26 protein-coding genes are annotated in these 24,572 nt (G+C 52.4%); 10 read left to right on the top strand and 16 right to left on the bottom strand.

Annotated elements, in window-relative coordinates:
• Window positions 1-12: 12 nt before the first annotated feature.
• Window positions 13-1,149, top strand: coding sequence for a PepSY-associated TM helix domain-containing protein (locus RHM61_RS06365; RefSeq protein ID WP_322250296.1), 1,137 nt, complete (start codon window positions 13-15; stop codon window positions 1,147-1,149).
• On the opposite strand, the gene RHM61_RS06360 is transcribed toward RHM61_RS06365, so the two are convergent.
• On the bottom strand, window positions 1,136-2,011 hold the full coding sequence (locus RHM61_RS06360; protein ID WP_322250295.1) for a Dyp-type peroxidase: 876 nt from the start codon (window positions 2,009-2,011) through the stop codon (window positions 1,136-1,138). The two genes, RHM61_RS06365 and RHM61_RS06360, sit on opposite strands and share 14 nt — an antisense overlap.
• Before the next feature lie 122 nt (window positions 2,012-2,133).
• Here RHM61_RS06360 and alaC point away from each other — a divergent pair, with 122 nt between their 5' ends.
• Complete coding sequence (alaC, locus tag RHM61_RS06355; RefSeq protein ID WP_369124403.1) at window positions 2,134-3,459, top strand: alanine transaminase; 1,326 nt, start codon at window positions 2,134-2,136, stop codon at window positions 3,457-3,459.
• A gap of 60 nt (window positions 3,460-3,519) precedes the next feature.
• On the opposite strand, the gene RHM61_RS06350 is transcribed toward alaC, so the two are convergent.
• A complete protein-coding gene (locus tag RHM61_RS06350) occupies window positions 3,520-4,014 on the bottom strand; it encodes a hypothetical protein (RefSeq protein ID WP_322250294.1) in 495 nt (164 codons plus the stop codon).
• A gap of 9 nt (window positions 4,015-4,023) precedes the next feature.
• Window positions 4,024-4,509 carry an asparaginase domain-containing protein gene (locus RHM61_RS06345; RefSeq protein ID WP_322250293.1) on the bottom strand — a complete coding sequence of 162 codons (486 nt, stop codon included), beginning with the start codon at window positions 4,507-4,509 and terminating at the stop codon, window positions 4,024-4,026.
• 99 nt (window positions 4,510-4,608) lie between these two features.
• On the opposite strand from RHM61_RS06345, the gene RHM61_RS06340 reads away from it, so the two are divergent.
• On the top strand, window positions 4,609-5,385 hold the full coding sequence (locus tag RHM61_RS06340) for an L-asparaginase (RefSeq protein ID WP_322250292.1): 777 nt from the start codon (window positions 4,609-4,611) through the stop codon (window positions 5,383-5,385).
• Here RHM61_RS06340 and RHM61_RS06335 read toward each other — a convergent pair.
• Window positions 5,380-5,913, bottom strand: coding sequence for a TlpA disulfide reductase family protein (locus tag RHM61_RS06335; RefSeq protein WP_322250291.1), 534 nt, complete (start codon window positions 5,911-5,913; stop codon window positions 5,380-5,382). The two genes, RHM61_RS06340 and RHM61_RS06335, sit on opposite strands and share 6 nt — an antisense overlap.
• A gap of 132 nt (window positions 5,914-6,045) precedes the next feature.
• Here RHM61_RS06335 and sugE point away from each other — a divergent pair, with 132 nt between their 5' ends.
• Complete coding sequence (gene sugE, locus RHM61_RS06330) at window positions 6,046-6,363, top strand: quaternary ammonium compound efflux SMR transporter SugE (protein WP_322250290.1); 318 nt, start codon at window positions 6,046-6,048, stop codon at window positions 6,361-6,363.
• 3 nt (window positions 6,364-6,366) lie between these two features.
• On the opposite strand, the gene RHM61_RS06325 is transcribed toward sugE, so the two are convergent.
• Complete coding sequence (locus RHM61_RS06325; protein WP_322250289.1) at window positions 6,367-7,344, bottom strand: D-2-hydroxyacid dehydrogenase family protein; 978 nt, start codon at window positions 7,342-7,344, stop codon at window positions 6,367-6,369.
• 343 nt (window positions 7,345-7,687) lie between these two features.
• Between RHM61_RS06325 and RHM61_RS06320 the strand changes: the two genes are divergently transcribed.
• On the top strand, window positions 7,688-9,538 hold the full coding sequence (locus RHM61_RS06320) for a phosphoenolpyruvate carboxykinase (GTP) (protein ID WP_322250288.1): 1,851 nt from the start codon (window positions 7,688-7,690) through the stop codon (window positions 9,536-9,538).
• 683 nt (window positions 9,539-10,221) lie between these two features.
• Here the strand turns inward: RHM61_RS06320 and RHM61_RS06315 are convergent.
• Together RHM61_RS06315 and RHM61_RS06310 are read right to left on the bottom strand one after the other, a co-directional pair.
• On the bottom strand, window positions 10,222-10,611 hold the full coding sequence (locus tag RHM61_RS06315; RefSeq protein WP_322250287.1) for a DUF2798 domain-containing protein: 390 nt from the start codon (window positions 10,609-10,611) through the stop codon (window positions 10,222-10,224).
• 23 nt (window positions 10,612-10,634) lie between these two features.
• On the bottom strand, window positions 10,635-10,952 hold the full coding sequence (locus RHM61_RS06310) for a hypothetical protein (RefSeq protein WP_322250286.1): 318 nt from the start codon (window positions 10,950-10,952) through the stop codon (window positions 10,635-10,637).
• Window positions 10,953-11,121: 169 nt separating this feature from the next.
• Between RHM61_RS06310 and RHM61_RS06305 the strand changes: the two genes are divergently transcribed.
• Window positions 11,122-12,096 (top strand): LysR family transcriptional regulator, encoded by a 975-nt coding sequence (locus RHM61_RS06305; protein ID WP_322250285.1) that lies wholly within the window; start codon window positions 11,122-11,124, stop codon window positions 12,094-12,096.
• A gap of 75 nt (window positions 12,097-12,171) precedes the next feature.
• On the top strand, window positions 12,172-12,873 hold the full coding sequence (locus RHM61_RS06300) for a riboflavin synthase subunit alpha (protein WP_322250284.1): 702 nt from the start codon (window positions 12,172-12,174) through the stop codon (window positions 12,871-12,873).
• On the opposite strand, the gene RHM61_RS06295 is transcribed toward RHM61_RS06300, so the two are convergent.
• Window positions 12,874-13,368 (bottom strand): cupin domain-containing protein, encoded by a 495-nt coding sequence (locus RHM61_RS06295; protein WP_322250283.1) that lies wholly within the window; start codon window positions 13,366-13,368, stop codon window positions 12,874-12,876.
• 9 nt (window positions 13,369-13,377) lie between these two features.
• Window positions 13,378-13,836 carry an Lrp/AsnC ligand binding domain-containing protein gene (locus RHM61_RS06290; RefSeq protein WP_322250282.1) on the bottom strand — a complete coding sequence of 153 codons (459 nt, stop codon included), beginning with the start codon at window positions 13,834-13,836 and terminating at the stop codon, window positions 13,378-13,380.
• Window positions 13,837-13,987: 151 nt separating this feature from the next.
• Between RHM61_RS06290 and putA the strand changes: the two genes are divergently transcribed.
• Window positions 13,988-17,659 (top strand): trifunctional transcriptional regulator/proline dehydrogenase/L-glutamate gamma-semialdehyde dehydrogenase, encoded by a 3,672-nt coding sequence (putA, locus tag RHM61_RS06285; RefSeq protein ID WP_322250281.1) that lies wholly within the window; start codon window positions 13,988-13,990, stop codon window positions 17,657-17,659.
• Between the two features lie 213 nt (window positions 17,660-17,872).
• Here the strand turns inward: putA and RHM61_RS06280 are convergent, their stop codons facing one another.
• The 4 genes from RHM61_RS06280 to RHM61_RS06265 form a co-directional block, all read right to left on the bottom strand.
• Window positions 17,873-18,049, bottom strand: coding sequence for a hypothetical protein (locus RHM61_RS06280; RefSeq protein ID WP_322250280.1), 177 nt, complete (start codon window positions 18,047-18,049; stop codon window positions 17,873-17,875).
• Between the two features lie 856 nt (window positions 18,050-18,905).
• Window positions 18,906-20,018, bottom strand: a complete 1,113-nt coding sequence (locus tag RHM61_RS06275) for a GNAT family N-acetyltransferase (RefSeq protein WP_322250279.1) — start codon at window positions 20,016-20,018, stop codon at window positions 18,906-18,908.
• 20 nt (window positions 20,019-20,038) lie between these two features.
• Window positions 20,039-21,247 carry a DUF3419 family protein gene (locus RHM61_RS06270; RefSeq protein WP_322250278.1) on the bottom strand — a complete coding sequence of 403 codons (1,209 nt, stop codon included), beginning with the start codon at window positions 21,245-21,247 and terminating at the stop codon, window positions 20,039-20,041.
• Between the two features lie 135 nt (window positions 21,248-21,382).
• On the bottom strand, window positions 21,383-21,748 hold the full coding sequence (locus RHM61_RS06265; RefSeq protein ID WP_322250277.1) for a hypothetical protein: 366 nt from the start codon (window positions 21,746-21,748) through the stop codon (window positions 21,383-21,385).
• 271 nt (window positions 21,749-22,019) lie between these two features.
• Here RHM61_RS06265 and RHM61_RS06260 point away from each other — a divergent pair, with 271 nt between their 5' ends.
• Both RHM61_RS06260 and RHM61_RS06255 read left to right on the top strand, forming a co-directional pair.
• Window positions 22,020-22,256 (top strand): hypothetical protein, encoded by a 237-nt coding sequence (locus RHM61_RS06260; RefSeq protein ID WP_322250276.1) that lies wholly within the window; start codon window positions 22,020-22,022, stop codon window positions 22,254-22,256.
• Window positions 22,257-22,271: 15 nt separating this feature from the next.
• The gene (locus RHM61_RS06255) at window positions 22,272-22,733 is read left to right on the top strand and encodes a carboxymuconolactone decarboxylase family protein (RefSeq protein ID WP_322250275.1); all 462 of its coding nucleotides are present in this window, start codon (window positions 22,272-22,274) and stop codon (window positions 22,731-22,733) included.
• Between the two features lie 39 nt (window positions 22,734-22,772).
• Here RHM61_RS06255 and RHM61_RS06250 read toward each other — a convergent pair whose 3' ends face one another.
• From RHM61_RS06250 to RHM61_RS06240, 3 genes are all read right to left on the bottom strand, one after another.
• Window positions 22,773-23,213: an FKBP-type peptidyl-prolyl cis-trans isomerase gene (locus RHM61_RS06250; RefSeq protein ID WP_322250274.1), complete on the bottom strand. Its 441-nt coding sequence runs from the start codon at window positions 23,211-23,213 to the stop codon at window positions 22,773-22,775.
• 12 nt (window positions 23,214-23,225) lie between these two features.
• Entirely contained in the window at window positions 23,226-23,495 is a 270-nt protein-coding gene (locus RHM61_RS06245; RefSeq protein WP_322250273.1) for a hypothetical protein, read from the bottom strand.
• A 96-nt stretch (window positions 23,496-23,591) separates the two neighbouring features.
• Window positions 23,592-24,476: a LysR family transcriptional regulator gene (locus tag RHM61_RS06240; protein WP_322250272.1), complete on the bottom strand. Its 885-nt coding sequence runs from the start codon at window positions 24,474-24,476 to the stop codon at window positions 23,592-23,594.
• Window positions 24,477-24,572 lie beyond the last annotated feature (96 nt).

Raw genomic sequence — 24,572 nt, 5'->3', positions numbered from 1 at the left:
GGACTCACGCGCATGACATTTTTTCAAAAACGCTTACTGCGACGCTTACATTTATCGCTCGCTTTGCCGCTGGCGCTGGGTCTCATTTTACTCGGTCTATCCGGTAGTATACTGGTGTATATCGATGAACTCGATACCGCACTCAACCCGGAATTACTGCAACTCAGCGGCAACGTCGATACCCCATTTCAAGCCACCGATGTGCTGCCTCTGCTCGAGCAATTACAGGCCGATCCGGCCTACTCCGGCGTGAGCATGCTCGAATTACCAAGCCATGAGCAGGCACCGTTGACGGCGTGGTATCGAGCTGGCAGTACCGACAACATGGCGCGCCGTCAAATCATGATCAATCCGTATACCGGTGCCGTGCTCGGCTCAAGAATATGGGGCGAAATCGGTTTGACACGCGCGCACTTGATGCCCATGTTATTTCACCTGCATCGGTATCTGCTCGCTGGTGAGATTGGTAAAACCCTGGTTGCCATTAACGGTATAGGGCTCGCGCTGCTGGCCGTGAGTGGCCTGATTTTGTGGTGGCCACAGGGTCAATATGTAGTCTGGAGAAGGGCGCTTACTATGGTCTGTCGAGGTTCATGGAAACATGTGAGTTTTCGCTTTCATCGCGCCGCCGGATTCTATTTTTCGCCATTGCTTTTAATGCTGGCAATGAGCGGAATATATTTTAACAAACCACACTGGATCGCACCCTTACTCAACGCGGTCTGGCCCGCTGCTGAGGCACGCAAAGTCTATCGAGATGTTTCGCCCACTCATCGCCACATCGCTCGCGAAGAGGTGTTGTACGTGGCGCTGAAACATGCGCAAGAGTTGTTTCCTGATGCAAAAATTACTCGCATCGTGTTGCCCAGCGAGCGCGTGAACCAGTATGAAATTCGCTTGCGGCAAGAACAGGAATTACGCCTCGGTGCCGGTGCCACGCGGGTGTATTTCGATGCCGCCAATGCCGACATCGTGCGCTTGGTCGATCCGCTCATGGCCAGTGGCAGCGAACGCTTGCTCGGGTATTTTTTTCCACTGCACAGCGGCCAAGCCGGCGGCGAATTCGGCCGTATTTTGATCAGCTTGTGCGGCCTCATGCCGCTGTTGTTAGCTGTCAGTGGTATCGTGGTTTGGATTAAACGGCGCTGAGCCAATCCAAAGCAACGCGACCATTGATACACGGCGGACACCAAAAATAATTTCCCGTCAGTGGCTGGCTAAATTGGAACAAGCCATCGACCACACCATCTTCGGCACCACTCATGCGGCGCAACTGCGCTTCGAACGGCGCATACGAAGTGGCAAAGGCGACAAACTGCAAACCGGCACGCGCGCCTTCCGACCACGGCATGGAACGGCGCAGCATGAATGCCGGCGGGGTAAAGCTTTCTTGTGCCGTGCGTTTCACATGGGCGGATTCGGGTGCACTGTCGAATTCTTCATTATCGGCTTTGTGACGACCGATCAAGTCATCCTGTGCCGCTTCCGACAAGACCGCCAGGCGTTCGAAACGATGTTGCCATTGTTGTACCGCGACGTAGCTGCTGCCATCGGCAGCGATGGCGACTTCCTGCGCCAGCTCATCTTGCGGATTTTCAGTGCCATCGATATAGCCGCTCAAGTCGCGACCATCGGCGTAATGAAATGCCGCGACTTGCTGTGACAATTCAAATGCCGCACCCAAGGCTTGCTGCACGCGCCCCTGTTGATGCACCAACTCGCCGCGCTCGGCTTCGCGCAGCCAAATCCATAGCGCCGCCGGGGTGGCAGGCAAGCGCATTTTACTGGCTTCAATAGCAACGAAGTCGCGTAAGCCGGCAATCGTCACGCCGATTGCCGCGGCTAATGGGGCACCGATGCCGAGCACCAGACGCTGACCATCGGCTAAGGGATGCAATTGGTGCAAGGCTTGCGCCAACGCCGCGGTCGTGACCTGCGGCGAGAGGGTGAAACTGAGGTAAGTCGCGTGCGCCGGTAAGGCTTGTAAAATACCCGCTTGAGCTTGGGACATGAATTTCTCCGATAGACTGTGCGTGTTACCACTGGCTGACAAATATAACGCAAGAACGTTTTACCAGAAAAAAAAAGTCCTTGTAAAAATTATTCAATGCTGCGTACAATCAGAGCAGAGGTATGAAGCCTCAACGTCGCTCGGACGGTTCCGGGCGTTACGGTATTACTTACAATTCGATCATGCACAACACCACCACTACTCCGCCGGGCCGGGGTTCAGTCAGTGAAGGCAGCGCTACGCCTTCGATTAACTTTTCCTTTGCTCGCATCAATCGTCTGCCCCCCTATGTGTTCAATATCACTGCCGAACTGAAAATGGCAGCGCGCCGCCGCGGCGAAGATATCATCGACATGTCTATGGGTAACCCCGACGGTGCCACACCGGCACACATCGTCGCCAAACTGACCGAAGTCGCACAGCGTCCCGATACGCATGGTTATTCAGCCTCGAAAGGCATACCGCGCTTACGCCGCGCAATCGCCCATTGGTACCGCGAACGCTATGAGGTCGAACTCAATCCCGATACCGAGGCCATCGTCACCATCGGTTCGAAAGAGGGTCTGGCGCATCTGATGTTAGCGACCCTCGATAAGGGCGACACCGTGCTGGTGCCGAACCCGAGCTACCCGATCCACATTTACGGTGCTGTCATCGCCGGTGCCGACATTCGCTCGATACGGATGAGCCCCGGCGTGGATTTTTTCGCCGAACTCGAAAGGGCAATCCGTGAAACCTATCCGAAACCGAAGATGATGATTTTCGGTTTTCCATCGAACCCGACGGCACAATGTGTGGAGTTGGAATTTTTCGAACGTGTCATCAAATTGGCTAAAGAACATCAGATACTGGTGGTGCACGATTTGGCTTATGCCGACATCGTCTACGACGGTTGGAAAGCGCCATCGATCATGCAAGTACCAGGTGCGCGTGATGTAGCCGTTGAATTTTTCACGCTCTCAAAAAGTTACAACATGGCCGGTTGGCGCATCGGCTTCATGGTCGGTAACAAGGAATTAGTGGCGGCCTTGGCACGCATAAAAAGCTACCATGATTACGGCAGTTTCACGCCGGTACAGGTAGCGGCGATCGCCGCGCTCGAAGGCGACCAAACTTGTGTGGCGCAGATTCGCGATCAATATCAAAACCGCCGCGACGTCTTGGTAAAAGGCTTGCATGAACTTGGTTGGATGGTTGATAAACCGAAGGCGTCGATGTATATCTGGGCGCATATTCCACAACACTATCGGGCCGCCGGCTCATTGGAATTTGCCAAACATATGCTCGACAAAGCCAAGCTGTGCGTCTCGCCCGGCATCGGCTTCGGTGAATACGGCGATGAGTATGTACGCTTTGCCTTGATTGAAAACGAAGCACGCATCCGCCAAGCGCTGCGCGGTCTCAAAACCATGTTCAAAGAAGACGGGCTGTTGGGTAGCTTATCTTGAATCTGCGACGTAATTGAGTAAGTATATCGGCCGCATGCTATTGCGGCCGGCTTTTTTTACTTACTCAGGCCACACCGATAACACCAGTTCTTCGATGTCAGATGGATTGCTTATTTTCTTCTTCGCCGCCACCCAATCAGGCGGTTCCGGCATGGGCTTTTTGGTAAACACCGGCGTGTCGATGGCGATCTTAATCGCAAACACAAAGATACCTTTATTGATATTGAGCGGTATCATTTTTTGCACGATATCGTAAATCTGATTATCGTAAAATTCATGTACCTTAGGCTGCATGTCCAGCCATGAAGTCACGGCACCGTCGGAACGCATGGCAATCACCAAGTAGCCGCTCGAAGGCGGCAGCGTGACGTTTTTCAGCAAACGATAAATATTCGACTGCAGATTGCGCGAATACCGCCCCAGCGTTTCTTTGTTGATGCCTTTTTCTTGTAGCACCGTTTCCGACTGAAAAAATACCAGCGAATCGAAACGCGTCACGGCCGCTGACGCCAGCGTCGACAGGCATAATAATATAGCGGCCAGCAGGGCTTTCATCACACTTCCTTACTTGTTAACAAACACACCGGCGCTGCGATTTTTTTGCACATCATGCCAAGGAAAAATTTTTCCATTCATCGCCACATGCACACCAGCCGGCAGCATTTGTGCGGCCGCGCAGGCAAAGCCGAGATTGAACAAGGCATCGGAATTGGCGATTTCGTAAGGAATCATGGCACCGGTAAACACGATGGTTTTGTCGATTTTGGCCGCACCAAGTACTTCGGCAGTTTCACGCAGCGTATCGGTACCGTGGATGATCACCAAGGCTGCTTCCGGCGCATCCACGCAGGCTTGCAAAATGCTTTGGCGATGGCTGTCATTCATCTCGAGCGAATCCATCAGCATACAGACTTCGAGTTCTACCGGTATGGTCAAGCGCGCGCGCTGCAATACCTCGGGCAAGTGGCTGGCAGCAAAGCTGAGCTTGCCGGCCAATTCATCATAATGTTTGTCAAACGTGCCGCCGGTGGCGAGGATGCGCAAGGTCATGGTAACGGTATCGTATTGTGGATAAAGCAGCTATTGTAGCCTGTCAAGGCAGCCGCTGAAAGCTGCTAAACTGACGTGGTTTTTTGTCCTCAATCGCTCATGAAACCTATCGCCCCCGGAACTGTTATTTTCGATCGCCATCGTGGCTACGGTGTGCTGACATCGGTCAATCTGCTCACCGGCTGGGTGGCGGCGCGCTTCGGCGCGGAAAAGCGTGTGCTCGATCTGAACCTGTCAAGCGACGGTATTGTGCATGCCGATGGCACGCCGATACTGTTCCGTCGCAGTCCTCCCGAACGCATGCCACATGCGCGTTTGATGGCCATGGTGCGCCAATTACACGGTGCCGGCTACCAGAAATTATATTTATACAGTTGGCCGCATGCTTCCGGCCTGCATTGGCGCTGGCAATTATTTTGCGGTACCAGACAGTGGATGGAACGCCCCTTGCGGCCCGGTTGGTACGGTTCCGGCGCCGATTACAACCGCAACCCCGTCATGGGTTGGGGCGATGCGCCCGGTGCCGACAGCGCGGAATTGATCACCGCCTTGGCCAGCTTCGATCCGGCCGGTCTGGCCGCGGCACTCGGACGCGATGAAGACCACAGCGCCTGGTTTGCCAGCATTTGCGATGCCTTGCTGCCGCACTACGCCTACAGCCTCGGTGCCGATACCCCGGCTTGCCCCTTACCGCTGTACTTACCGGTGTTCGCGGTGCGCGAACGGGTCACGCCGGCCACAGAGTGGCAACTCAGTTATCCACCGGGCTGGGAACGCACCTGGAGCCCCGCCAGCCTGGCGCGACGACAGCAACAACGCGCGGTGGTACGCCACGACCTCATCCCTTACCACTGGAGCTTGCCACTGGAATTATGAGGGCAGGGATTCCCACAGATTATCCCAATCTTCCGGACGGAAACTGCCTTCGCGTTTGAGCAGCAGTTGGCCCTGAGGATTAATGACGAAATGCGTAGGCTGGCTGATAACTGTACCGAAATTATCGTTATGCCCGGCCATACCGCGCCAAAGCAGCGGAAAACGCTGCTCTTTCGGTATAGCTAAATTAATTAATTGCAAATAAGTATCAAAATCCTGCTTATTTTGATCGATGTTGACAGCTAACAACACAAACTTGCGCTTGGCATTGCCAACGTAAAATTCACGCATGAGCTTGAGATCGCGTACGCATAAATTGCAGCCTGCCGTAAAAAAACTGACCAAGACCGTTTTGCCGGCGAAATCAGCCAGTTCAATTTTCTTTCCATTGGCATCGGTACCGGACAAACTCATTTGTTGCTTAAGTGCAGGCGCAGCGACACTCTGCGCGGCACGTGCATCGGACAGGATTGCGCAGCTAAACAAGCTGGCCAGCGTTATGCTCAACAGCAGGGATTTTTTTATCATATTGTTTTCGTCCTGATGGGTAAAATGTCTTGGAATGCACAGGGTGAAGCCAACTACCCTCCTAAGATAAAACAAATCAGTCGTTGCTACAAAGATATTCTTACGTTGGAGACACAATTTGAAAGAATTATTATGAATTGGCTACTCTTGCTCACTGCCGGCCTCTTGGAAATCGTCTGGGCCATCGGTTTGAAATACACGGCCGGCTTTACGCGGCTTTGGCCCAGTGTGCTGACAATAACGGCAATGGCGGCCAGCGTAGGCTTACTCAGCATCGCCATGAAGACTTTGCCGGTTGGCACTGCTTATGCGATTTGGGTAGGCATCGGTGCGGTCGGCACAGCTACGCTGGGTATCGTGCTCTTTGGTGAAGCAGCCAGCCCGGCGCGCTTGCTGAGTCTGGCTTTGATCGTGGCCGGCATCATAGGCTTGAAACTCGCCAGCGGCTGAGTTTCAAGCACCGGTATACAGGTTTGACGGCGTGCCGGCTGAAAAATCGAGGATGTTTTGAAACGCCGCTGAAAAATACAATTCATAACTATCTTGCTCGACATAGCCAAGATGCGGCGTTGCCAACACATTTTCATAGCGCAGCAAAGCATGACCGGCAGCCAGCGGCTCGGTTTCAAACACATCGAGCGCCGCAAAACCCGGTCGTCCTTGGCTCAGCGCCGTTTCCAGCGCCGTCGCCGCAACCAGCTCGGCTCGGCTGGTATTAACAAATAATGCGTCGCGCTTCATCCGGCTCAAATCTTCCAAGTTGACGATACCGTGCGTGGCATCGTTGAGGCGCAAATGCAGAGAAATCACGTCACTGTCGGCGAAAAAAGCGGCGCGCGTGGCAGCAATCTGATAGCCATCGGCCTGCGCCTGTGCTTGACTGGCGGCGCTACCCCATACCAGCACCTGCATGCCAAAGGCCTTGCCATAGCCGGCGACCAGTTTGCCGATGCGGCCATAGCCCCAGATACCGAGCACTCTTTGCTTCAATACCCGGCCGAGCCGGTTACGGCTCGGTTCACTGGAAGACATTTGCCAGCATCCTTCCTGCAACAGACTGGCGTAATTGAGCAAGCGGCGTGAGGCCGCCATGATCAAGGTCCAGGTCAATTCGGCCGGCGCAGTCGGGTCGCCACGGCCTTCCGTGATGGCGATACCACAGTCACGCGCGGCGGCGGTATCGACATGCCCAGCCAGCTTGCCAGTCTGAGAAATCAGCTTCAATTTCGGCAACTTTTGCAGCAATGCGCGCGAGAAGCGGCTGCGTTCGCGTATCAACACAACGGCATCAAATTGCGCCAGCCGTATCGCCAATTGCCCGGTACCAACGGCACGGTTGGTAAAGATCTTGACTTCGTGTTGTTGCAGCATTTCAAAGCATGCAAGATGCCGCACCACGTCTTGATAGTCATCGAGGATGGCAATTTTCATGAATTTTTTCTTTCAGTGGAGTGCGATAGGTGAAACAGTTTCACTTTCATAAAACGTACTACTATGCTAACGCTCTTGATGCAAAAATTGGCCCACGGCAGCGTGCGCGTGTACAATAACCGCTCACAGCAGCTATTTGATTCCTGCGCCCGCCGACTCGGCAGGTGCCTTGGCAAGTCGGGAACACCAACCTGACCGCCTATTATCCGACAGAACCATCGTCCATGTATCCTTGCAGACGCGGCAATTTTTTTTGATTGCCGCGCGCAGAATTGCACAGATTGACGAAGATTCTGCCGTGCCGCTACACCGATTTTTTATTGAAATGGCATTGGAGAATAAGATGAACCAACCTATCATGCAAGGCATCGCTGCAGTCAATGCACCGAGCTATGTCAAGCAAACCGCACTGATCAACTGGGTAGCTGAAATCGCCGCCCTGACCAAACCGGACCAGATTCACTGGTGCGACGGCTCGCAAGAAGAATACGATCGTTTGTGCGCACAAATGGTCGCTGCCGGCACCATGAAAAAGCTCAATGAAGCCAAGCGTCCGAACAGCTATCTGGCTTGCTCTGACCCGAGCGATGTCGCGCGCGTCGAAGACCGCACTTACATTTGCTCGACCAATAAAGCCGATGCCGGTCCGACCAACAACTGGATGGCACCGGCCGAAATGCGCGCCACACTCAACCCCTTGTTTGATGGCTGTATGCGCGGTCGCACTATGTATGTGGTACCGTTTTCCATGGGCCCCTTGGGTTCACCGATTGCACATATCGGTGTAGAACTGTCCGATTCCGCCTACGTGGCGGTGAATATGCGGATCATGACGCGCATGGGCAAAGCCGTGTACGACGTGCTCGGCAGCGACGGTGCTTTTGTACCCTGCGTGCATACGGTAGGCGCACCTTTGGCAGCCGGTCAAGCTGACGTGGCTTGGCCATGCAATGCCACCAAATACATCGTGCATTATCCGGAAAGCCGTGAAATCTGGTCTTTCGGCTCCGGTTACGGTGGCAATGCTTTGCTCGGAAAAAAATGCTTTGCCTTGCGTATTGCTTCGACCATGGGTCGCGATCAAGGCTGGTTGGCCGAACACATGCTGATCCTTGGCGTCGAATCGCCGGAAGGTAAAAAGCACTATGTGGCAGCCGCCTTCCCTTCGGCTTGTGGCAAAACCAATTTCGCCATGCTGATTCCCGCCATCAAGGGCTGGAAAGTCACCACCATCGGTGACGACATCGCTTGGATCAAACCGGGTGCCGATGGCCGTCTGTATGCGATCAATCCGGAAGCCGGCTATTTCGGCGTCGCTCCGGGTACCAACACCGCCACCAATTCGAATTGCATGGCTTCATTGACGGCCAATACCATCTTCACCAATGTGGCACTGACCGATGACGGCGATGTCTGGTGGGAAGGCATGAGCAAGCCGGCACCGGCGCATTTGATCGATTGGCAAGGCCAAGATTGGACCCCGGAAAGCGCCCAAGCGACCGGCCGCAAAGCAGCTCATCCGAATGCGCGCTTCACCGTTGCAGCCACGCAAAATCCAGTCATAGATGCAGCTTGGGATGATCCGGCCGGTGTGCCGATTTCGGCCTTTATTTTCGGTGGCCGTCGTTCCACTACCGTGCCGCTGGTTACTGAGGCGCGCAACTGGATAGAAGGCGTGTATATGGCTGCCACCATGGGTTCGGAAACCACAGCTGCAGCAGCCGGTTTGCAAGGCGTAGTGCGACGTGATCCGTTCGCCATGCTGCCGTTCATGGGTTACAACATGAGCGACTATTTCCAACATTGGCTCAATATGGGTAAGAAAATCGCCGCCAGCGGTGCCACCTTGCCGGCGATTTACTGCGTCAACTGGTTCCGTACCGATGCCGACGGTAAATTCGTCTGGCCTGGTTTTGGCGACAATATGCGCGTGTTGAAATGGATGCTGGAACGGATAGAAGGCCAAGCCCAAGGCGTGGAAAATATTTTCGGCGTCACGCCGAGTTTCTCCGACTTAAGCTGGGAAGGGCTGGACTTTACTGCCGAACAATTCGAGACCATCACTTCCATCGATACCGATGCCTGGGTCGCCGAATTGGCCTTGCATACAGAATTGTTTGAAAAACTCGCCTATCACCTGCCGGCCGAATTGGAAGCGACACGTGTAGCTTTAGAGAAAAAACTGTTGGCGTAGTTTTTGCACACAGCAGTTCAGTGAAATCAACGCAAGCCTGAACAAGGCTTGCGTTTTTTTTGTGCAAAAAATTGTGGCATTTGTTGGGCGTACTCGCGCGTACGAAGGGAATGGTACACATTGCCGGGCAAACATTCCCGCATGCCGCAGACTCGTCATTCCCGCATGCTTTTGGCTGGAACCCAGTATCGTTTTTAGCACTGAAAACAGCATGATTTCTGGCATTTTCAGTTAAGCACGAACGCCGCCAGGTTCCCGCCAAAAGCGCGCTGATCATTACCCACAAGTCAGGTCGATTGCGCATCCACCCAGCCGCCCAATTCGTCATTGCCGCGTAGGCGGCAATCCAGTGGCGCGCACGCGCCTTTTATATCTGTGCTGCTCAGGCGCAGCAGGACGTGTTCATTGCACAGAAAAAAAAGTGCCCCTGATCGCCCCTCCCACCCTGAAGGCACTGACGTGCCACTGGATTCCTGCCTACGCAGGAATGACGAGGCGAGGGCATGGGGGAATGACATGTCGGCCAGTTGGGGTGATGATACCGACTGAAAACCCTTTTGCGACAGCCTCTGAAGGCCGAGGTTTCAAACCCTGGTCAGATTTTTGAACAGCGGTAAGGGAAGCGCAGAAAAAAACCGCCTTCCTGCAGGAAGGCGGTTTTCAGTATTATTGCCAGCGTTCGCTTAGCGGAAGTACGGTGCTTGCGGCGGAACGCGATGCGCTAAACTGCTGCTCAGATTGATAGTTCCGCGCATCATGCGCTGCCACAAAAAATTTCCCAGATAAGCCAGAGGAAAAGCGATAGGCCAAGTGGTCAGCCAAGCTTCCATCCAGCTACCGAAAAAGTCATTACCCGACGCCGCTGCGTACCAACGCCACAACGCCGTGACGAACAGCGTTAAGATACCGGTCAATACCAAACTAGGCAACATCGATGCCAAACTATGCGAACCGGCGACGCTTACCGGTGCGCGACTCTGCAATTCGCGACGCAATTCGAAGGGGATCTTCGATGCAAACAAGCATGCATCGGCTGCCGCTGGTGTACCACTATAGATAGAAAAATGCTGCATTGCAAAATCCCTCTTCTGTATAATTAACCGCGTGCGGCCAGTGCGCGTAATTCGGCAGCCATATTCGGTGAGCTGCGGTCGAGATCGTTGGCAACGCGACGGATAGCCAAAATATTAGCCAAATTACGTAATGCCGATTTTTGTTCACGTGTTTTAGCTGGTGAAAACAGCAAGGAAATTGCGCGAAATACGCCGATAAGCAGTGGTTTGAAAACAAGCATCAGGGTTGCAATCATGCCCAGGCCCAATAAAGGTCGCAGCGAGGCAAGTACGGAACTGATAGCAAATTGGGAAATTGGCAGGGCGCTGGCGGCCGGGAATGCAATATTTAAGAATGTCATGATGATCTCTACGCTTTATTTTCTAGGATGAATTCATCATATTGCATTGCAACATATAATTCTAATTTTCATTTCCTATAATTACTATATCGTTTGTGAATAACAGGGCAGACTGCTACCGTTCATCGCAGCTCATATTTGTATCGTTGTTAACTTTGGAAACAGGGAAATGAACTTTTTAACACTCGATCTTAACCTCTTGCGCGTCTTCGACGCCGTGATGATAGAGCAAAATCTGACCCGCGCAGCCGACAAGCTGGCCATGACGCAGCCGGCCGTGTCGAATGCGCTTAAACGCTTGCGCCATTCGCTCAGCGATGAATTACTGATTCGTACTGCCTACGGCGTCAAGCCGACGCCACGCGCTGAAGCATTGTGGCCAACGATACGCGATGTCTTATCGAAACTCGAAGCGGCACTGGCACCGGGGGCCTTCGATGTGTCTCAAACTCAAGCAACTTTCCGCATGGCCATGGCCGATGCCACGGCCGCCTTGTGGATGCCAACCTTAGTCGCGGCGATACAGAATGAAGCACCGGGCATCAATGTCCGAATGGTGCCCTTGACGACGCGGGAGCCGCGGCCGATGTTGATGCGCGGCGATATTGATATCGCCGTCGGTTTCTTTCCTGGTGTAGTGGCACAGTTGGCCGGTAGCCAAACCGCCGGTAATAGTGCGATTCGGCATGAGAGCTTGTACACCGGACGCTATGTTTGTGTAATGCGACACGATCATCCCTTGGCAGCATCGGATCTGACACTCGATGATTACTGCCAAGCACGCCACTTGTTGGTCAGTTTTTCCGGACGGGCGCATGGACTCATCGATGAGGTCTTGGAAAAAATGGGTAGGGAACGGCGTATTTTACTGACAATCAACCAATTTTTTACCGCCGGCCGTGTGGTTGCCCATTCCGATTTGCTCACAGTGTTACCGCGTCATCTCATTTCAGCCACTGGCATGAGCGATGCCTTGATTTGGAAAGAGCTGCCGTTTGAAACCCCGGAAGTGCATGTCGATATGCTTTGGCATGAACGGGACGGGCGCAATCCGGCACACCAATGGCTGCGCAATAACTTGGTGAATATGACGCATTCGAATCTGGTGCCGGAATTGGAACAAGATGTGCAGCATCCCGATTGAGCGATTGCCGCTGGCGGCACAAAGCACAGAATAGCTTTACAATCAGCTATCCTTATCACCTTCTTATGCATGCTTATGTTTACAGGTATCGTCCAGGGCATTGCCCGTATCGAAAAAATCGTTGACCAGCCGGGTTTGCGCAGCTTTCATTTACATTTTCCCAGCGGCTTTGCGACCGGACTGGAAATCGGTGCCAGCGTGGCGGTTGATGGTGTATGCCTGACCGTAACTGCCTTCGATGGTGAGCAAACGGCGCAGTTCGACGTGATGCAACAAACTTTACAGATCACTACGCTCTGTTTGTACGGGCAAAACGACCACATCAATGTTGAACGTGCGGCGCGCGACGGTGCTGAAATCGGTGGTCATCCACTTTCCGGCCATGTTGATTTTACCGCGCAACTGGCTGCCATACGCCGGCTCGAAAATAACTACGTTTTGCGAATTGCCGTGCCACCGACTTGGCTGCGGTATATTTTTGCCAAAGGTTATATCGCCATTAATGGTGCCAGTTTAACCATTGCCGAAGTCAATCACGAGCAAGCTTGGTTCGAAGTGTGGCTGATTCCAGAAACACTGCGCATGACTGTATTCGGCGAAAAAACCGTTGGTGCCGCACTCAATATCGAAATTGAAAGGCAAACTCAAGTCATCGTCGATACTGTCCGCACCATGTTGGCAGAAACGCTGGGACCCTTGTTACCGGCACTCGAGGCCGTATTGGCCCAACAGCAGGTGGTGTTACCGGAACAATTACGCGCTTTGCTCAAGCCTTGATTAGTCGGGCTGGCCGTCCCAGTATTCCATCGTCGCATTCTGATCAAAACCGGCACCACTCAAGCGCACACTGATGCGGCCGGAATCAGGATAGACAATCACATCATGCGGATTGCGCTCACCGATCACCAGATAACGGCAAACTTGATCGGTGTGATTAAATAAACTGTGTCCGGCTTTTTGGCCAGCCGGAAAAACCACATAACTACCCTCGGTCAGGATAAATTCCTGTTCACCCAAACGCAGGGTGCAACTGCCGCTCATCATCATCAATTGCTCTTCTTCGAGGTGATGATAATGATTTGGACATGCTTGTTTTCCCGCTGCCAACTCTTCCATACACACGCCAACATGACTGGCGCCGCCAAACTGTGCCAATTGCCGGTACCTGCTGCCGAAAGTTTTGCCATGGGAAAAGCTTTCCCATGCCACCTCATCGACTTTGAAGGGCTCATAAATGCCGGCAGCATTGACGGAGGAGGGCGTGGTTGTCATGGCTATGGTTTATTTAATCGGCAGACAACTGGTATTTTTCACTTCCTCCATGACTGCATAGGTATGCGTTTCACGCACACCGTTTAGTTGCAGTAAGGATTTACCGAGGAAATCGCGATAAGCGTTCATATCTTTGACACGGGCTTTGACCAAATAGTCAAAACCGCCGGCAACCATATGACATTCAAGCACTTCAGGAATCGCCTGTACGCCACGGCGAAACGCATCGAAGACATCGGGAGTGGTGCGATCAAGCACAACTTCGATAAACACCAACAGCGCCACATCAAGCAGATGTGGGTTGAGTTGGGCGGTGTAGCCGAGAATATAGCCCGATTCTTGCAGCTTGCGCACGCGCTCGAGGCAGGCAGCTGGGGACAGATTGACCCGATTTGCCAATTCTACGTTACTGATACGGCCGTCATTTTGTAATTCGGCCAGAATTCTTTTACTGATTTTGTCTAGCATAAGAAGTCGAAAATCATTCTATGAGTGGTTAATAATATTCGGGAATATTCTCTCACAAAAAAGAAAATTCCGATATATGTTCTGATTTCCAGAATTAATCATATGCAAGCATCGATACAATGAAATCTAATTCATTTCGTGTCTATTTTTTATGATTGAGACCATTGTGCCTAACATTTCCCTCCCATTTGCGACGCTCTTGAACGAACTTTTACCTGCGGCAACACCGTTGCGCACGGCAATCACCGAGGCCTATCGTCGCGATGAGATTGACGCAGTCCAGTACCTGTTAGGCCAAGTTGATCCTCATCCTGATTTACAAAAATCTGTTACCACCTTGGCCCATGAATTAGTCAGCTCGGTGCGTGAGCAAAGAACCCGCGCTTCCGGTGTCGATGCCTTGATGCATGAATTTTCTCTGTCATCCGAAGAAGGTGTGGCGCTGATGTGTCTGGCCGAAGCCTTATTGCGCATTCCCGATCACCAAACGGCTGACCGCTTGATTGCCGATAAAATCAGCAAGGGCGATTGGCGCAAGCATCTTGGCGAATCACCTTCTTTGTTTGTCAATGCCGCGACTTGGGGTTTGCTGGTTACCGGTAAATTGGTCGCGACCAATAGCGAACAAGGTTTAGGAGCGGCACTGACGCGTCTCATTGCCAAGGGCGGTGAGCCACTGATACGCAAAGGGGTAGATTTGGCCATGCGCATGCTCGGCAATCAATTCGTTACCGGCCAAACCATCGCAGAAGCCTTGAAAAACAGTGTCGCCAACGAACAACGCGGCTATCGTTATTCCTACGACATGCTCGGGGAAGCGGCGCTGACCGCCAAAGATGCCGCCTTTTATTACCAGTCTTATGAAAGCGCCATTCATGCTATCGGGAAAGCCTCGAATGGCCGTGGTATCAAAGCAGGCCCCGGCATTTCAGTGAAATTGTCAGCACTACATCCGCGCTATTCACGCGCCCAACATGGGCGCGTGATGACTGAGTTATTGCCCTTGCTGAAAAATTTACTGCTCATTGCCAAACACTACAATATCGGTCTCAATATCGATGCCGAAGAAAGTGAGCGCCTGGAACTCTCGCTCGATCTGATGGAAGCCTTGGCATTCGACCCTGATCTGAAAGGCTTTGAAGGCATCGGTTTCGTGGTGCAAGCGTATCAGAAACGTTGCCCTTTCATAATTACCTACTTGATCGATCTGGCTCGTCGCAGCGGCAGCAAATTCATGGTGCGCTTGGTCAAAGGTGCGTACTGGGATGCCGAGATCAAACGTGCCCAAGTCGATGGCATGAGTGGTTTTCCGGTCTACACGCGGAAAGTGTATACCGATGTATCGTATCTGGCCTGTGCTCAGCAATTGCTGGCAGCAACGGCATGGATTTATCCACAATTTGCCACCCACAATGCGCAAACGCTGTCGACTATTTATACTTGGGCCGAAGCGGCTGGCGTCAGTGATTATGAATTTCAATGCCTGCATGGCATGGGCGAAACCCTGTATGACCAAGTGGTTGGTAAAGCCAAACTCAACAAGCCTTGCCGGATTTACGCACCAGTCGGCTCGCACCAAACCTTGCTGGCTTATTTAGTACGTCGTTTGCTGGAAAACGGTGCCAATTCCTCGTTCGTCAATCAAATTGTCGATGAAAACCTGCCCATCTCCAGCCTCATTGCGAATCCACTGACGGTGGCACGCGAACTCGGTGGGCAGCCGCATCCTGGCATCGCTTTGCCACTGCATTTATTCGGCCGTGAACGACGCAATTCTGCCGGCTTTGATTTTTCCAATGAAATCAGCTTGCATGCAATCAGCCAGCATTTTGCCAAACATGCACGAGGCCAGTACCATGCTGTGCCGCTGCTGGCGAGCGCAGAATCAAGTGAGCCACCGCAGGCCACACCGCTGCCACTGCACAACCCGGCCGATCGTCGCGATGTGCTCGGTACCGTGCGTGAAGCCAGCGCTGCAGAAATAGAAGCGGCCTTGCAAGCGGCGCAGAATTTTTCTACCGAGTGGGCGCAGACAACACCGTTGCAACGCGCCGCCAGTTTGCAGCGCGCAGCTGATTTAATCGAAGCACGGCGTGAAGACTTCATGGCCTTAGCCATACGCGAAGCCGGCAAATCGCTACCGAATGCACTGGCCGAAGTACGCGAAGCGGTCGATTTTCTGCGTTACTATGCCGCCCAAGTCAGCGGCTTGGATAGTACGCTGGCCTTGGGCACGGTGGTGTGTATCAGTCCATGGAATTTTCCACTGGCTATTTTCATCGGCGAAGTCAGTGCCGCGCTGGCCGCCGGCAATGTGGTGCTGGCCAAACCGGCCGAACAAACGCCGTTGATCGCGTCCTTGGCGGTGGCAACACTATATGAGGCCGGCATACCACGTGCAGCTTTGCAATTTTTGCCCGGTAGCGGTGAGCAAGTTGGCGCTTTGCTGGTGGCCGATGCGCGCGTCAAGGGCGTGATTTTCACTGGCTCGACCGAGGTGGCACAATTAATTCACGCCACACTCACGCAAAGAATGATGAAGGAAAACAGCGAAATTGTTTTGATTGCCGAAACCGGTGGACAAAATGCCATGATCGTCGACAGCAGCGCCTTGCCTGAACAAGTTGTTAATGATGTGCTGGCTTCGGCATTTGACAGCGCCGGACAACGTTGCTCGGCCTTGCGCGTGCTGTGTCTGCAAGAAGATATCGCTGATAAAACGATAGAGATGTTACACGGTGCGATGCAAGAATTACGGGTCGGCCAGCCCGATCGCTTACAAGTCGATATCGGCCCGGTCATCGATGAAGCGGCACGCCATAACTTGGTCACGCACATCGAACAGATGCGCACACGCGGCCATGCCGTGCATGCACTGAGCTTATCGGTAGACTGCGAGAACGGCAGCTTCGTGGCACCGACGGTCATTGAAATTGCCAGTTTGTCGGAATTGACTAAGGAAGTGTTTGGTCCGGTATTGCACGTGTTGCGTTTCCGTAGAGATAACATGCCGCAACTGGTAGCGCAAATCAATGCCAGCGGTTTCGGCCTCACCCTCGGTGTGCATTCGCGCATAGATGAAACCATCGATTACATCAGCCAAGCTTGCCATGTCGGAAATATCTACGTTAATCGCAATATTGTCGGTGCCGTTGTCGGAGTTCAACCGTTTGGTGGAGAAGGTAAATCCGGTACTGGCCCGAAGGCGGGTGGTCCCTTGTATTTGAAACGCTTACAGCGGCAAGCAGAGAGCGCGCTGTACGGCCATACCGTGTATGAGCGCACTACCCCAGCGAGCTTGCAGGCTTTGCTGCTGTGGGCCAAGTCTGAAGGCTTGGATCAACTGGTGTTGCGCGGTGAACATTACCTGCAACACAGCCCTTATAAGGTTACGCAAGTACTGCCTGGCCCCACCGGCGAGCGCAACACCCTGGCTTTTGTTCCACGTGGCAGAATTTTCTGTGCATCGACACAATTAGCTAGCTTGTGCAATCAACTGGCGGCGGTATTAGCAACAGGCAATACGCCGGTGTTAGCGGCACAAGCCCTTGCGTGTTTGCCCGCTGATTTTCCAGCCGCAGTGCGTGCCGTCATCGTAACGGCGGAGGCGGCACAAAGTCGGGTGCAAATGGTGTTAGCTGACCAAGCTTCACGCCATGCTTGCCTGGCAACGTTTGTCGATAATCAAGATGGCATCGTTTCGGTCATTGGCACTGATGAACAGACTGATATTGCGTTGTGGCGTTTGGTGGCTGAACGTGCTTTATGCATCAACACAACAGCGGCTGGCGGCAATGCCAGTTTGATGAGTATGAATAGCTGAAGCGACTTATATCTCTTTTGGCCTGCTGTTACAGCAGGCTTTTTTTTTGTTTGTGCGCGTAAAGCCTCGGCCTTCAGAGGCTCTCACATAAACCTTACAGACGCTTTTTCACACCTGAAACACCGCATACCTCGTCAGATTTTTGATCAAAAACTTTCTTTGCTTTGAGAATATCTTCCCTCATTGTTGCTTTTTTTAATTACATTTTTTACATTAAATGTTGTTCATCGCGTTGCTCATCGCCAAGGATTGCGCTTGCAAAGGCTCAAGCATTTGCCTGATGTTGGTAGCTTGAAATAAGGCATGAAGCGCTGCGGCGGTCGGTGTAGCGGCATTGGCAAAGCTGTTGAAAAAAATCAGCAATAAACACAGGCGTTTGTTCAAGCTCATCGTTAATTTTCTTGGTGAATGAAGTAAGTAACGGATTCTAAAGGATTTTTTCAAGATGGGGAAATGTCGGTCGAGAAGGTAGCGGACAACATCTATGTTAATAAGTATATATATAAATAGTAATAATTGTTAACGTTGGGGGGTTCCTGTGGATAAGTCGGTAAACATCCACAGAATCAATTGTTTAAGGAATTCATAAGGCGGTGGAAAAAGGCTGTATATCCACAGGACAAAATCTGTATAAGAAATTCAGTGAGAGATGTAAATCGGCTTACGCACAATGCATACAGTGGATATCCCTGCACTTATCCACAGAAATATTTTCAAAAATGTGGTTTTCTTTGCGATTTCAGCTGAAATCTTTACTTTTAAACCAGCTTGCAAGTTGGGAAAGCCTTGAATCAGTAGTTTTTTTAATGCAGATGTTTTTTTTGGGGAAGGTGGTTTGTGATTTTTAAAATTTTTTTAAAAACATGTTAAAGGTGACAATAATCATGCTTGCGGCGTTTTTGAGGTTTTAAAAAAAAGAGAAAAAAAAATTTCAAAAAAAATGGGCCGTTTTTTTTTGAAAAAGCTCAATCCTGTTTACTTATAGTAATTAGTTTATATATATATAGTAATAGTAGTTAACGGCGCGATATTTTGTGGATAAGTCTTGTTTTATCCACAGAAACAAAGACTTAGTCACTGTATATCTGTTCGGATAAGCTCTGTATGAAATGATGACAGTTTTGGGATAACAAAATGCCGTGTCGTAATCAGGCCGGTTTTCCCCAATTTATCCTAGGGATAAGTCGGGGTTTATCCACAGGGATTTTCTGCTTGATTGGCGCGTTTTCAGTGCTTGGGAAGTGAGTTAAAGCTGGTCGGCGCGGCGTAAAACAGGCGGAGCGCAGCGTTGTAGAGTTTTGGCAAACAGTTGCAGATAGCGCTTTTGCCCTTGCGGTAAGTGTTGTTCATAGACGGCGCTGTATTCCAATGCCGGCACGCCGCCACGCGCACGTTTGAACTGTGCGGCACCGGAACTGTAATGCAAACGCAGACGGCGCTGCTTGGCTTGGGCCAGCAGCAAGGCCATCAAACGTCGATATAAGCCTAATTCCTGTGGCAAGCTGGTGTCATAACCGATCAAGGGCGTGGTCAACCAGCCGCTGTCTGCATGGGCATACAGACCCAAAACCCCGACCCAACGGCCTTGCCAGCGTAAGCCATGCAATTCGAGAAAGCCGGTCTCCAGGCATAACTGGAAGAATTCCGGACTGAAATCGGGATTGAGTGGCGAATGTTTGGTGATGAATAATTGCCGGAATAAGTCACGCAGAGGGAGTAAATCCTGCACTTGTAATTGTTCATGACTGACTACGCTGACCTGACCATCGGCCAACAAGCGGGCATCTTTTTTAACGTGATTGTGTTTGCTGACGTGCTCGTGCGCCGGGTCGCACAGATACACCATGCGCGTTGGTATCAATATCCAGCCTTGCTCATTGAGATGCGCAAATAATTGCGGGTCGACTTGCGGACAAATATTTCGCAACATCAGCGGCCGGTCTGGGTGGGTATTACACAATTGCTTGCTCATGGCGCTGAGATCAGATCCTTGCCAGCGCGGATACAGATTGGTCGAGATCAGTTGATTGGCAATGATGACCGCACGGTCAAGGCCTGCGCCGTGCAACAGCAGCGATAAGGGAGCAAACAACATGCTGCATACATGTTTGAGCAAACCGGCGGCGGGCCAGTGGCGGATTGCTTCTTCGCGCGCATAGCGCAGCCAGGTTGAGCGCGGACTGGCAACGTAGCTTTCGCCGGCCTCGCTGGCTTGCAACAGACTCGAGGGATAGTGGCAGCCGCCGATGGCTACGGTTTCTATGCGCGAGTGAACATTGCTGACCCAGTGGTTGCCACCACGGGAACGCGCCGTCAACAGCCACAGCGTATCGGCCAGCAGGCGCGACTGATTGGGCACGGTCACGGTGTGGTCGGCGATCAGACTTTGGTATAGAGATGCATGCCGCCGTAAATCGCTGCTCGGTCGGTGGCATGCAAGCGCAGGTTATGGGCTGGATCGGTATGCCAAGCCGATAACAGTTGTGGGCTCAGTTTGTGTTCTAACGGTGAAACACTGCCACCGGTACGGAACAAGACTTTGGCCCCGGCTGTCGCAGTGCGTGTAACTTCACGCCACAACGCGCACAGTTGTGGGCCATCCATCCAGTCTTGCGCATCAAGGAATAAATACGCATCGACTGAGGCATCGGCTTGCTGCTCCAAAAAGCCGGTGAGGCTGTTGTGATGCGCATGCAAACGGTCGGCACTGGTACGTAAGCTGGTGAAATGGCGCTTTTGTAAATACATAGGCAAGGCTGCTTGATGCTCAATATTATAGCGGCGTCCGAAAGCTTGCTGGGCGAAGCAATTTTCTTCTATCGGAAAGGCGCAGGCCAATTGCCGCATTCTTTGTTTGAATAATTGATGCAAGCCTTGGGCTGCTTCATCTTTGAGCGCGGCAAATTGGGCCGGTGGAATGCCCAAGCTGTAGAGCGCGATTGGTTGGCGTGCCAACCATTTCACCAGTGCCGTATCGAAAACGGGGGCAACATATTGTTCAAACAAGGCCTGCTGCTGTTGTGGATTGCGTGCTTCGAGAAGTTTCGCCAAATTGCCACCCATCAGGCGCACAAACAGGTGGGCGAAGCCGATGAAGCGCCCAAGCAGACCGTGGTGATAGGCATCGTTAGAAAAATAATGGTAGCGCTGTTTGCCATTCAAGCCGCGACTTTCCCAAAAGCTGCTGGCGGCCGGACTCAGATGGCGGCGGATGTGGCGCTCATAACGTTTCAGATTATCGCTGTGATTGGCGGCGCCGAGGTAGGCCAACACGGCATCGTAATCGGGCAAATGCTTGATCGCTTGCTGTTTCATGTTGAGCATGGCGAGGTGGGCGGCATTGAGATCGACCGCATGCACCGCCGCCGGCTGGGCCGACAAATACGCCAAGGCATTGCAACCGCCCGAGGCGATGGTGAGGATAGTAGCCCCTGGTTTGAGCTGCAGGGCGTCGAGATCGGATTGCGGATCTTCCCAGATTTGGGCATACACCAGCCGACTGAAGCAGTGGCTGAACAATTTGTCGGCAAACCGGGCCGGTGTGCTGGAATTGAATACGGCGCTGTCTATCAATGCTTTGCTTGACATGGTGGTCTCCGATAAGCGATATCGACGACTCTAGGACGTGCACGTGACAAGCCGGTGACCGGAGCGTGAAGTTTTGATGAACAGTGTCGCTTCGGCGGCAATGGCCGCTTTCAGCAAAAAACCAAAGGCTTTGGCTTATTGCTCGCGCTGATGCTGAGTTGAGAGACGGCGACGGCGTGCTTGGATGAACAGAAACAATTGAAAGGCAAAATACAATGATGCCAGCACCGGCATCGAGGCGACAATAAAAAACATCACGCCTGACAGCGGTACTGGGCCAGACCAAACGCGTATCGGCCCGCTGTCATGGACGATTTTTTTTTCCATCGGCATTTTCGGCGTATCGATGACAATCCCGGAGGCCGGCTTGGCACCGTCTTCGGGCATGACGACAAATACTTCGGCCGTGGCGGCAACGGCGGGCGCGGCTGCCGCAGCTGTCGCAGCGCCAGCCAAGTTGGACAACAAAGGAAGCAGCAGCAGTACAAACTTGAGTTTCATTTTCGGATAGCTTGGAAGTGGGGCAGAGCGCGCGCGAAAAATACAGCAGGCACGTGCGGCTGCCCGGGTGGGATAAGAGTATTTTAACGAAAAAACCGCAGGCTGGCGGATTGCCCGCGCCAATCACCAACAAAAAACAGTGTTAGTGGTCAATTACCCATGTTTTTATGTTAATTTGTGACAAGTGTATGATTCACTTCAGCTTGCACATTGATGGGGAGGCCAGCGTATGTCAGGATTGATCAGTTTCGGTTTTTCTGTTTTGCTCATGTTGTTAATCGCCATCGCGATCTTACGTCGGTCGCGGCAAATGATGAATTTAGCTTTGACCGTGGTGGTGATGTCGAGTCTTTATGCGTGGCATGCGTATATTTTCTCGGAAGGCCTGAAACCGGTGTTTTTCATCGGTAGCTTTGCCATGGTTGTGGCGATATCATGTTTTTTTTACGCCGTTTATTCATTTGAATACTTTTCATCTGAGCAGATGGACACCGAACTGTTACGCTGAATTTCAGGAATAGCTATGCCCACCACTGCCCGTATCAGTTACGAAGAATTTATCCGTCTGGCACCAGACGCCTATGCGGCTTTGGCTGCGCAAGGCAAGGCGGTCGATGCTTCGGGCTTGGAAAAAAGTTTGACCGAATTGCTTAAAATTCGCGCCTCGCAAATCAATGCTTGCGCATTTTGTCTGCAATTTCATATCAATTTAGCCCGCAAGATCGGTGTTGCCACGGCCAAGATCGATCTTGCCGCAAGCTGGCGCGAGGCTGGCGTCTATAGCGCACGCGAGCGCGCCGCGTTGGCTTGGACCGAAGCTTTGTGTCGCATCAGTGAAGGCGCGCCCGATGATGCTTTGTATGCCGCCACGCTGGAACATTTCAGCCCAAGCGAACTGGTGTATTTGAGTGTTTCTATCTCCACCATTAATCAGTGGAATCGGCTCGGCGCAGCCTTGCGATTCACGCCGGCAGCAGCGCTCTGAAGTGGTCTGAAGGGGCATTTTTCTGCGCTTCTCCAGCGCTTATTTGATACCGATCAGTTCAATATCGAATACCAGTTCGGCATTTGGCCCGATTTGCATCCCTGAGCCGCGCCGACCGTAGGCCAGTTCGGGTGGGATGATGAGTGTGCGTTTGCCACCGACGCGCATGCCGACTAAGCCCAGATCCCAGCCCTTAATAACGCGACTTGCACCAACTTGAAAAGTGAAGGGTGGGCCACCGACCGAGCTGTCGAATTTTGCGCCATGTTCACGCACGGCCAGCGGATCATATAACCAACCGGTGTAGTGGACGACGACGGTGTTGCCGGTTTTGACTTCGGCACCGCTACCGACTTGCACATCGATTTTTTGCATGCTGTTGTTAAGCACGGCGGCGTCACTTTGCATTTGTGCCGAGCTGAGGCTGTACAGGCCGATGAGGCCGAAGAGAATAAAACAGAATTTGAGAAGAGCGCTCATGGCACGGTGTCCTTAGGTTTGATTTCTGGAGATCGCCAGCTTTTTCTCGAATGCGACGTCGAGCTTGCTGAGTTTTTTTGCCGGGCCTTTTTCTACCCCATTGACGAAACGGACAAATTCGTCGATTTCCATCGGTGCGCAACAGGTTTGTGGGGCAGCAGCGGCGCTCGATAAGCTCAGGTAAAAGCGGCCATCGGCCTGACTGACCATGCTATAGGTGCCATTGGTGGCGCGCTCTTTGAGCCTTTGAACGGCATTGCTGGCTTTGGTTGTGCGGGCCATCAGTTGCTGGCCTCGTGTGTCAGTAGTGGGTTCATGATGAGCGAGGTATCAATGTTTGTGGGGTCGTTAATGCGAGTTTGAATAGATTTTAGATGATTAGCGCCAGGATTGACTGATCAATTCAAAACTTGCTGCAATCATGGCTTCATTTTTGCGCTTTTCCTGACAAATAAAACGTAATTGTGTTGTCACACTGACGCTGTCAGCGATCACCAGGCCGTGCGCATGGGCTTCGCGGATGGCGATGGCATCGCGAATCAGGCTTAAGCCAACGCCGGACTTGACCAAGTCGAGCATCGAGGGTTCTTGGTCGACCAAGGCGACTTTATTGGGCACGATATTGTGGCTGGCAAAGATTTTTCCGAGCAAGCGATGATGGGCCGATTCCGGCGGCGTCCAAATCCACGGTAAGGCGGCCAGGCTGGCCCAGCTTTGGCCGGCAACGCGCTGTTGCCAACCGCGCGGAGCGACGACGCGGTAGGTGAAGGCGGTCAGCTCGATGCTGTGACAAGCGGTTTTGCCATCGTCGGGCAGGGGGCCGAGATAAAAACCGACATCGAGGCTGCCGGCGCGAATTTGTTGTAACACCGTGCCGGACATGGCTTGTTGTAAGCGCGTCGCTACCTGTGGATAAGTTTCTACCAAACGTTTCAAAAACACGCCGAGACGGGTGAATTCGGGATCGAGTATGGTACCGATCGCCAGTTCGCCCTGTAAGGTCGAGTGCATGGCCAGTGCTGCTTGCGACATTTCCGCCAGGCCTGACAAGATGCGTTCCGCATACGGCAATAACTTGGCACCATTATTACTGAGCGTCATACCGGTGGCACTACGGCTGAATAATTGCAAGCCCAACTGGGCTTGCAAGGCTTTGATTTGCAGGCTGACTGCCGGCTGGGTCAGGTGCAGCTGTTCGGCTGCCCGCGTCAGATTCCCGAGGCGAGCGACCATGACAAAGGCGCGTAAGTGGCTGAAGTCCATGTCTTGTTTGTTCTGTCGCGGTGGTTTGATGTCTTGCTTATTATAAGTAAAGCTTATATTGCTATTGATAATAACTCATTGGATCATGTGTGCAGA

Source organism: Undibacterium sp. CCC3.4, assembly GCF_034347425.1.
Taxonomy (GTDB): domain Bacteria; phylum Pseudomonadota; class Gammaproteobacteria; order Burkholderiales; family Burkholderiaceae_D; genus Undibacterium.
This window is presented reverse-complemented; position numbering and strand designations above follow the sequence as displayed.

Bases quoted from the DNA above. Each gene is read 5' to 3' on its own strand.
- RHM61_RS06365 (WP_322250296.1), top strand. From the start codon at position 13: ATGACATTTTTTCAAAAACGCTTACTGCGACGCTTACATTTATCGCTC.
- RHM61_RS06360 (WP_322250295.1), bottom strand. From the start codon at position 2,011: ATGTCCCAAGCTCAAGCGGGTATTTTACAAGCCTTACCGGCGCACGCG.
- alaC (WP_369124403.1), top strand. From the start codon at position 2,134: ATGAAGCCTCAACGTCGCTCGGACGGTTCCGGGCGTTACGGTATTACT.
- RHM61_RS06350 (WP_322250294.1), bottom strand. From the start codon at position 4,014: ATGAAAGCCCTGCTGGCCGCTATATTATTATGCCTGTCGACGCTGGCG.
- RHM61_RS06345 (WP_322250293.1), bottom strand. From the start codon at position 4,509: ATGACCTTGCGCATCCTCGCCACCGGCGGCACGTTTGACAAACATTAT.
- RHM61_RS06340 (WP_322250292.1), top strand. From the start codon at position 4,609: ATGAAACCTATCGCCCCCGGAACTGTTATTTTCGATCGCCATCGTGGC.
- RHM61_RS06335 (WP_322250291.1), bottom strand. From the start codon at position 5,913: ATGATAAAAAAATCCCTGCTGTTGAGCATAACGCTGGCCAGCTTGTTT.
- sugE (WP_322250290.1), top strand. From the start codon at position 6,046: ATGAATTGGCTACTCTTGCTCACTGCCGGCCTCTTGGAAATCGTCTGG.
- RHM61_RS06325 (WP_322250289.1), bottom strand. From the start codon at position 7,344: ATGAAAATTGCCATCCTCGATGACTATCAAGACGTGGTGCGGCATCTT.
- RHM61_RS06320 (WP_322250288.1), top strand. From the start codon at position 7,688: ATGAACCAACCTATCATGCAAGGCATCGCTGCAGTCAATGCACCGAGC.
- RHM61_RS06315 (WP_322250287.1), bottom strand. From the start codon at position 10,611: ATGCAGCATTTTTCTATCTATAGTGGTACACCAGCGGCAGCCGATGCA.
- RHM61_RS06310 (WP_322250286.1), bottom strand. From the start codon at position 10,952: ATGACATTCTTAAATATTGCATTCCCGGCCGCCAGCGCCCTGCCAATT.
- RHM61_RS06305 (WP_322250285.1), top strand. From the start codon at position 11,122: ATGAACTTTTTAACACTCGATCTTAACCTCTTGCGCGTCTTCGACGCC.
- RHM61_RS06300 (WP_322250284.1), top strand. From the start codon at position 12,172: ATGTTTACAGGTATCGTCCAGGGCATTGCCCGTATCGAAAAAATCGTT.
- RHM61_RS06295 (WP_322250283.1), bottom strand. From the start codon at position 13,368: ATGACAACCACGCCCTCCTCCGTCAATGCTGCCGGCATTTATGAGCCC.
- RHM61_RS06290 (WP_322250282.1), bottom strand. From the start codon at position 13,836: ATGCTAGACAAAATCAGTAAAAGAATTCTGGCCGAATTACAAAATGAC.
- putA (WP_322250281.1), top strand. From the start codon at position 13,988: ATGATTGAGACCATTGTGCCTAACATTTCCCTCCCATTTGCGACGCTC.
- RHM61_RS06280 (WP_322250280.1), bottom strand. From the start codon at position 18,049: ATGAGCTTGAACAAACGCCTGTGTTTATTGCTGATTTTTTTCAACAGC.
- RHM61_RS06270 (WP_322250278.1), bottom strand. From the start codon at position 21,247: ATGTCAAGCAAAGCATTGATAGACAGCGCCGTATTCAATTCCAGCACA.
- RHM61_RS06265 (WP_322250277.1), bottom strand. From the start codon at position 21,748: ATGAAACTCAAGTTTGTACTGCTGCTGCTTCCTTTGTTGTCCAACTTG.
- RHM61_RS06255 (WP_322250275.1), top strand. From the start codon at position 22,272: ATGCCCACCACTGCCCGTATCAGTTACGAAGAATTTATCCGTCTGGCA.
- RHM61_RS06250 (WP_322250274.1), bottom strand. From the start codon at position 23,213: ATGAGCGCTCTTCTCAAATTCTGTTTTATTCTCTTCGGCCTCATCGGC.
- RHM61_RS06245 (WP_322250273.1), bottom strand. From the start codon at position 23,495: ATGGCCCGCACAACCAAAGCCAGCAATGCCGTTCAAAGGCTCAAAGAG.
- RHM61_RS06240 (WP_322250272.1), bottom strand. From the start codon at position 24,476: ATGGACTTCAGCCACTTACGCGCCTTTGTCATGGTCGCTCGCCTCGGG.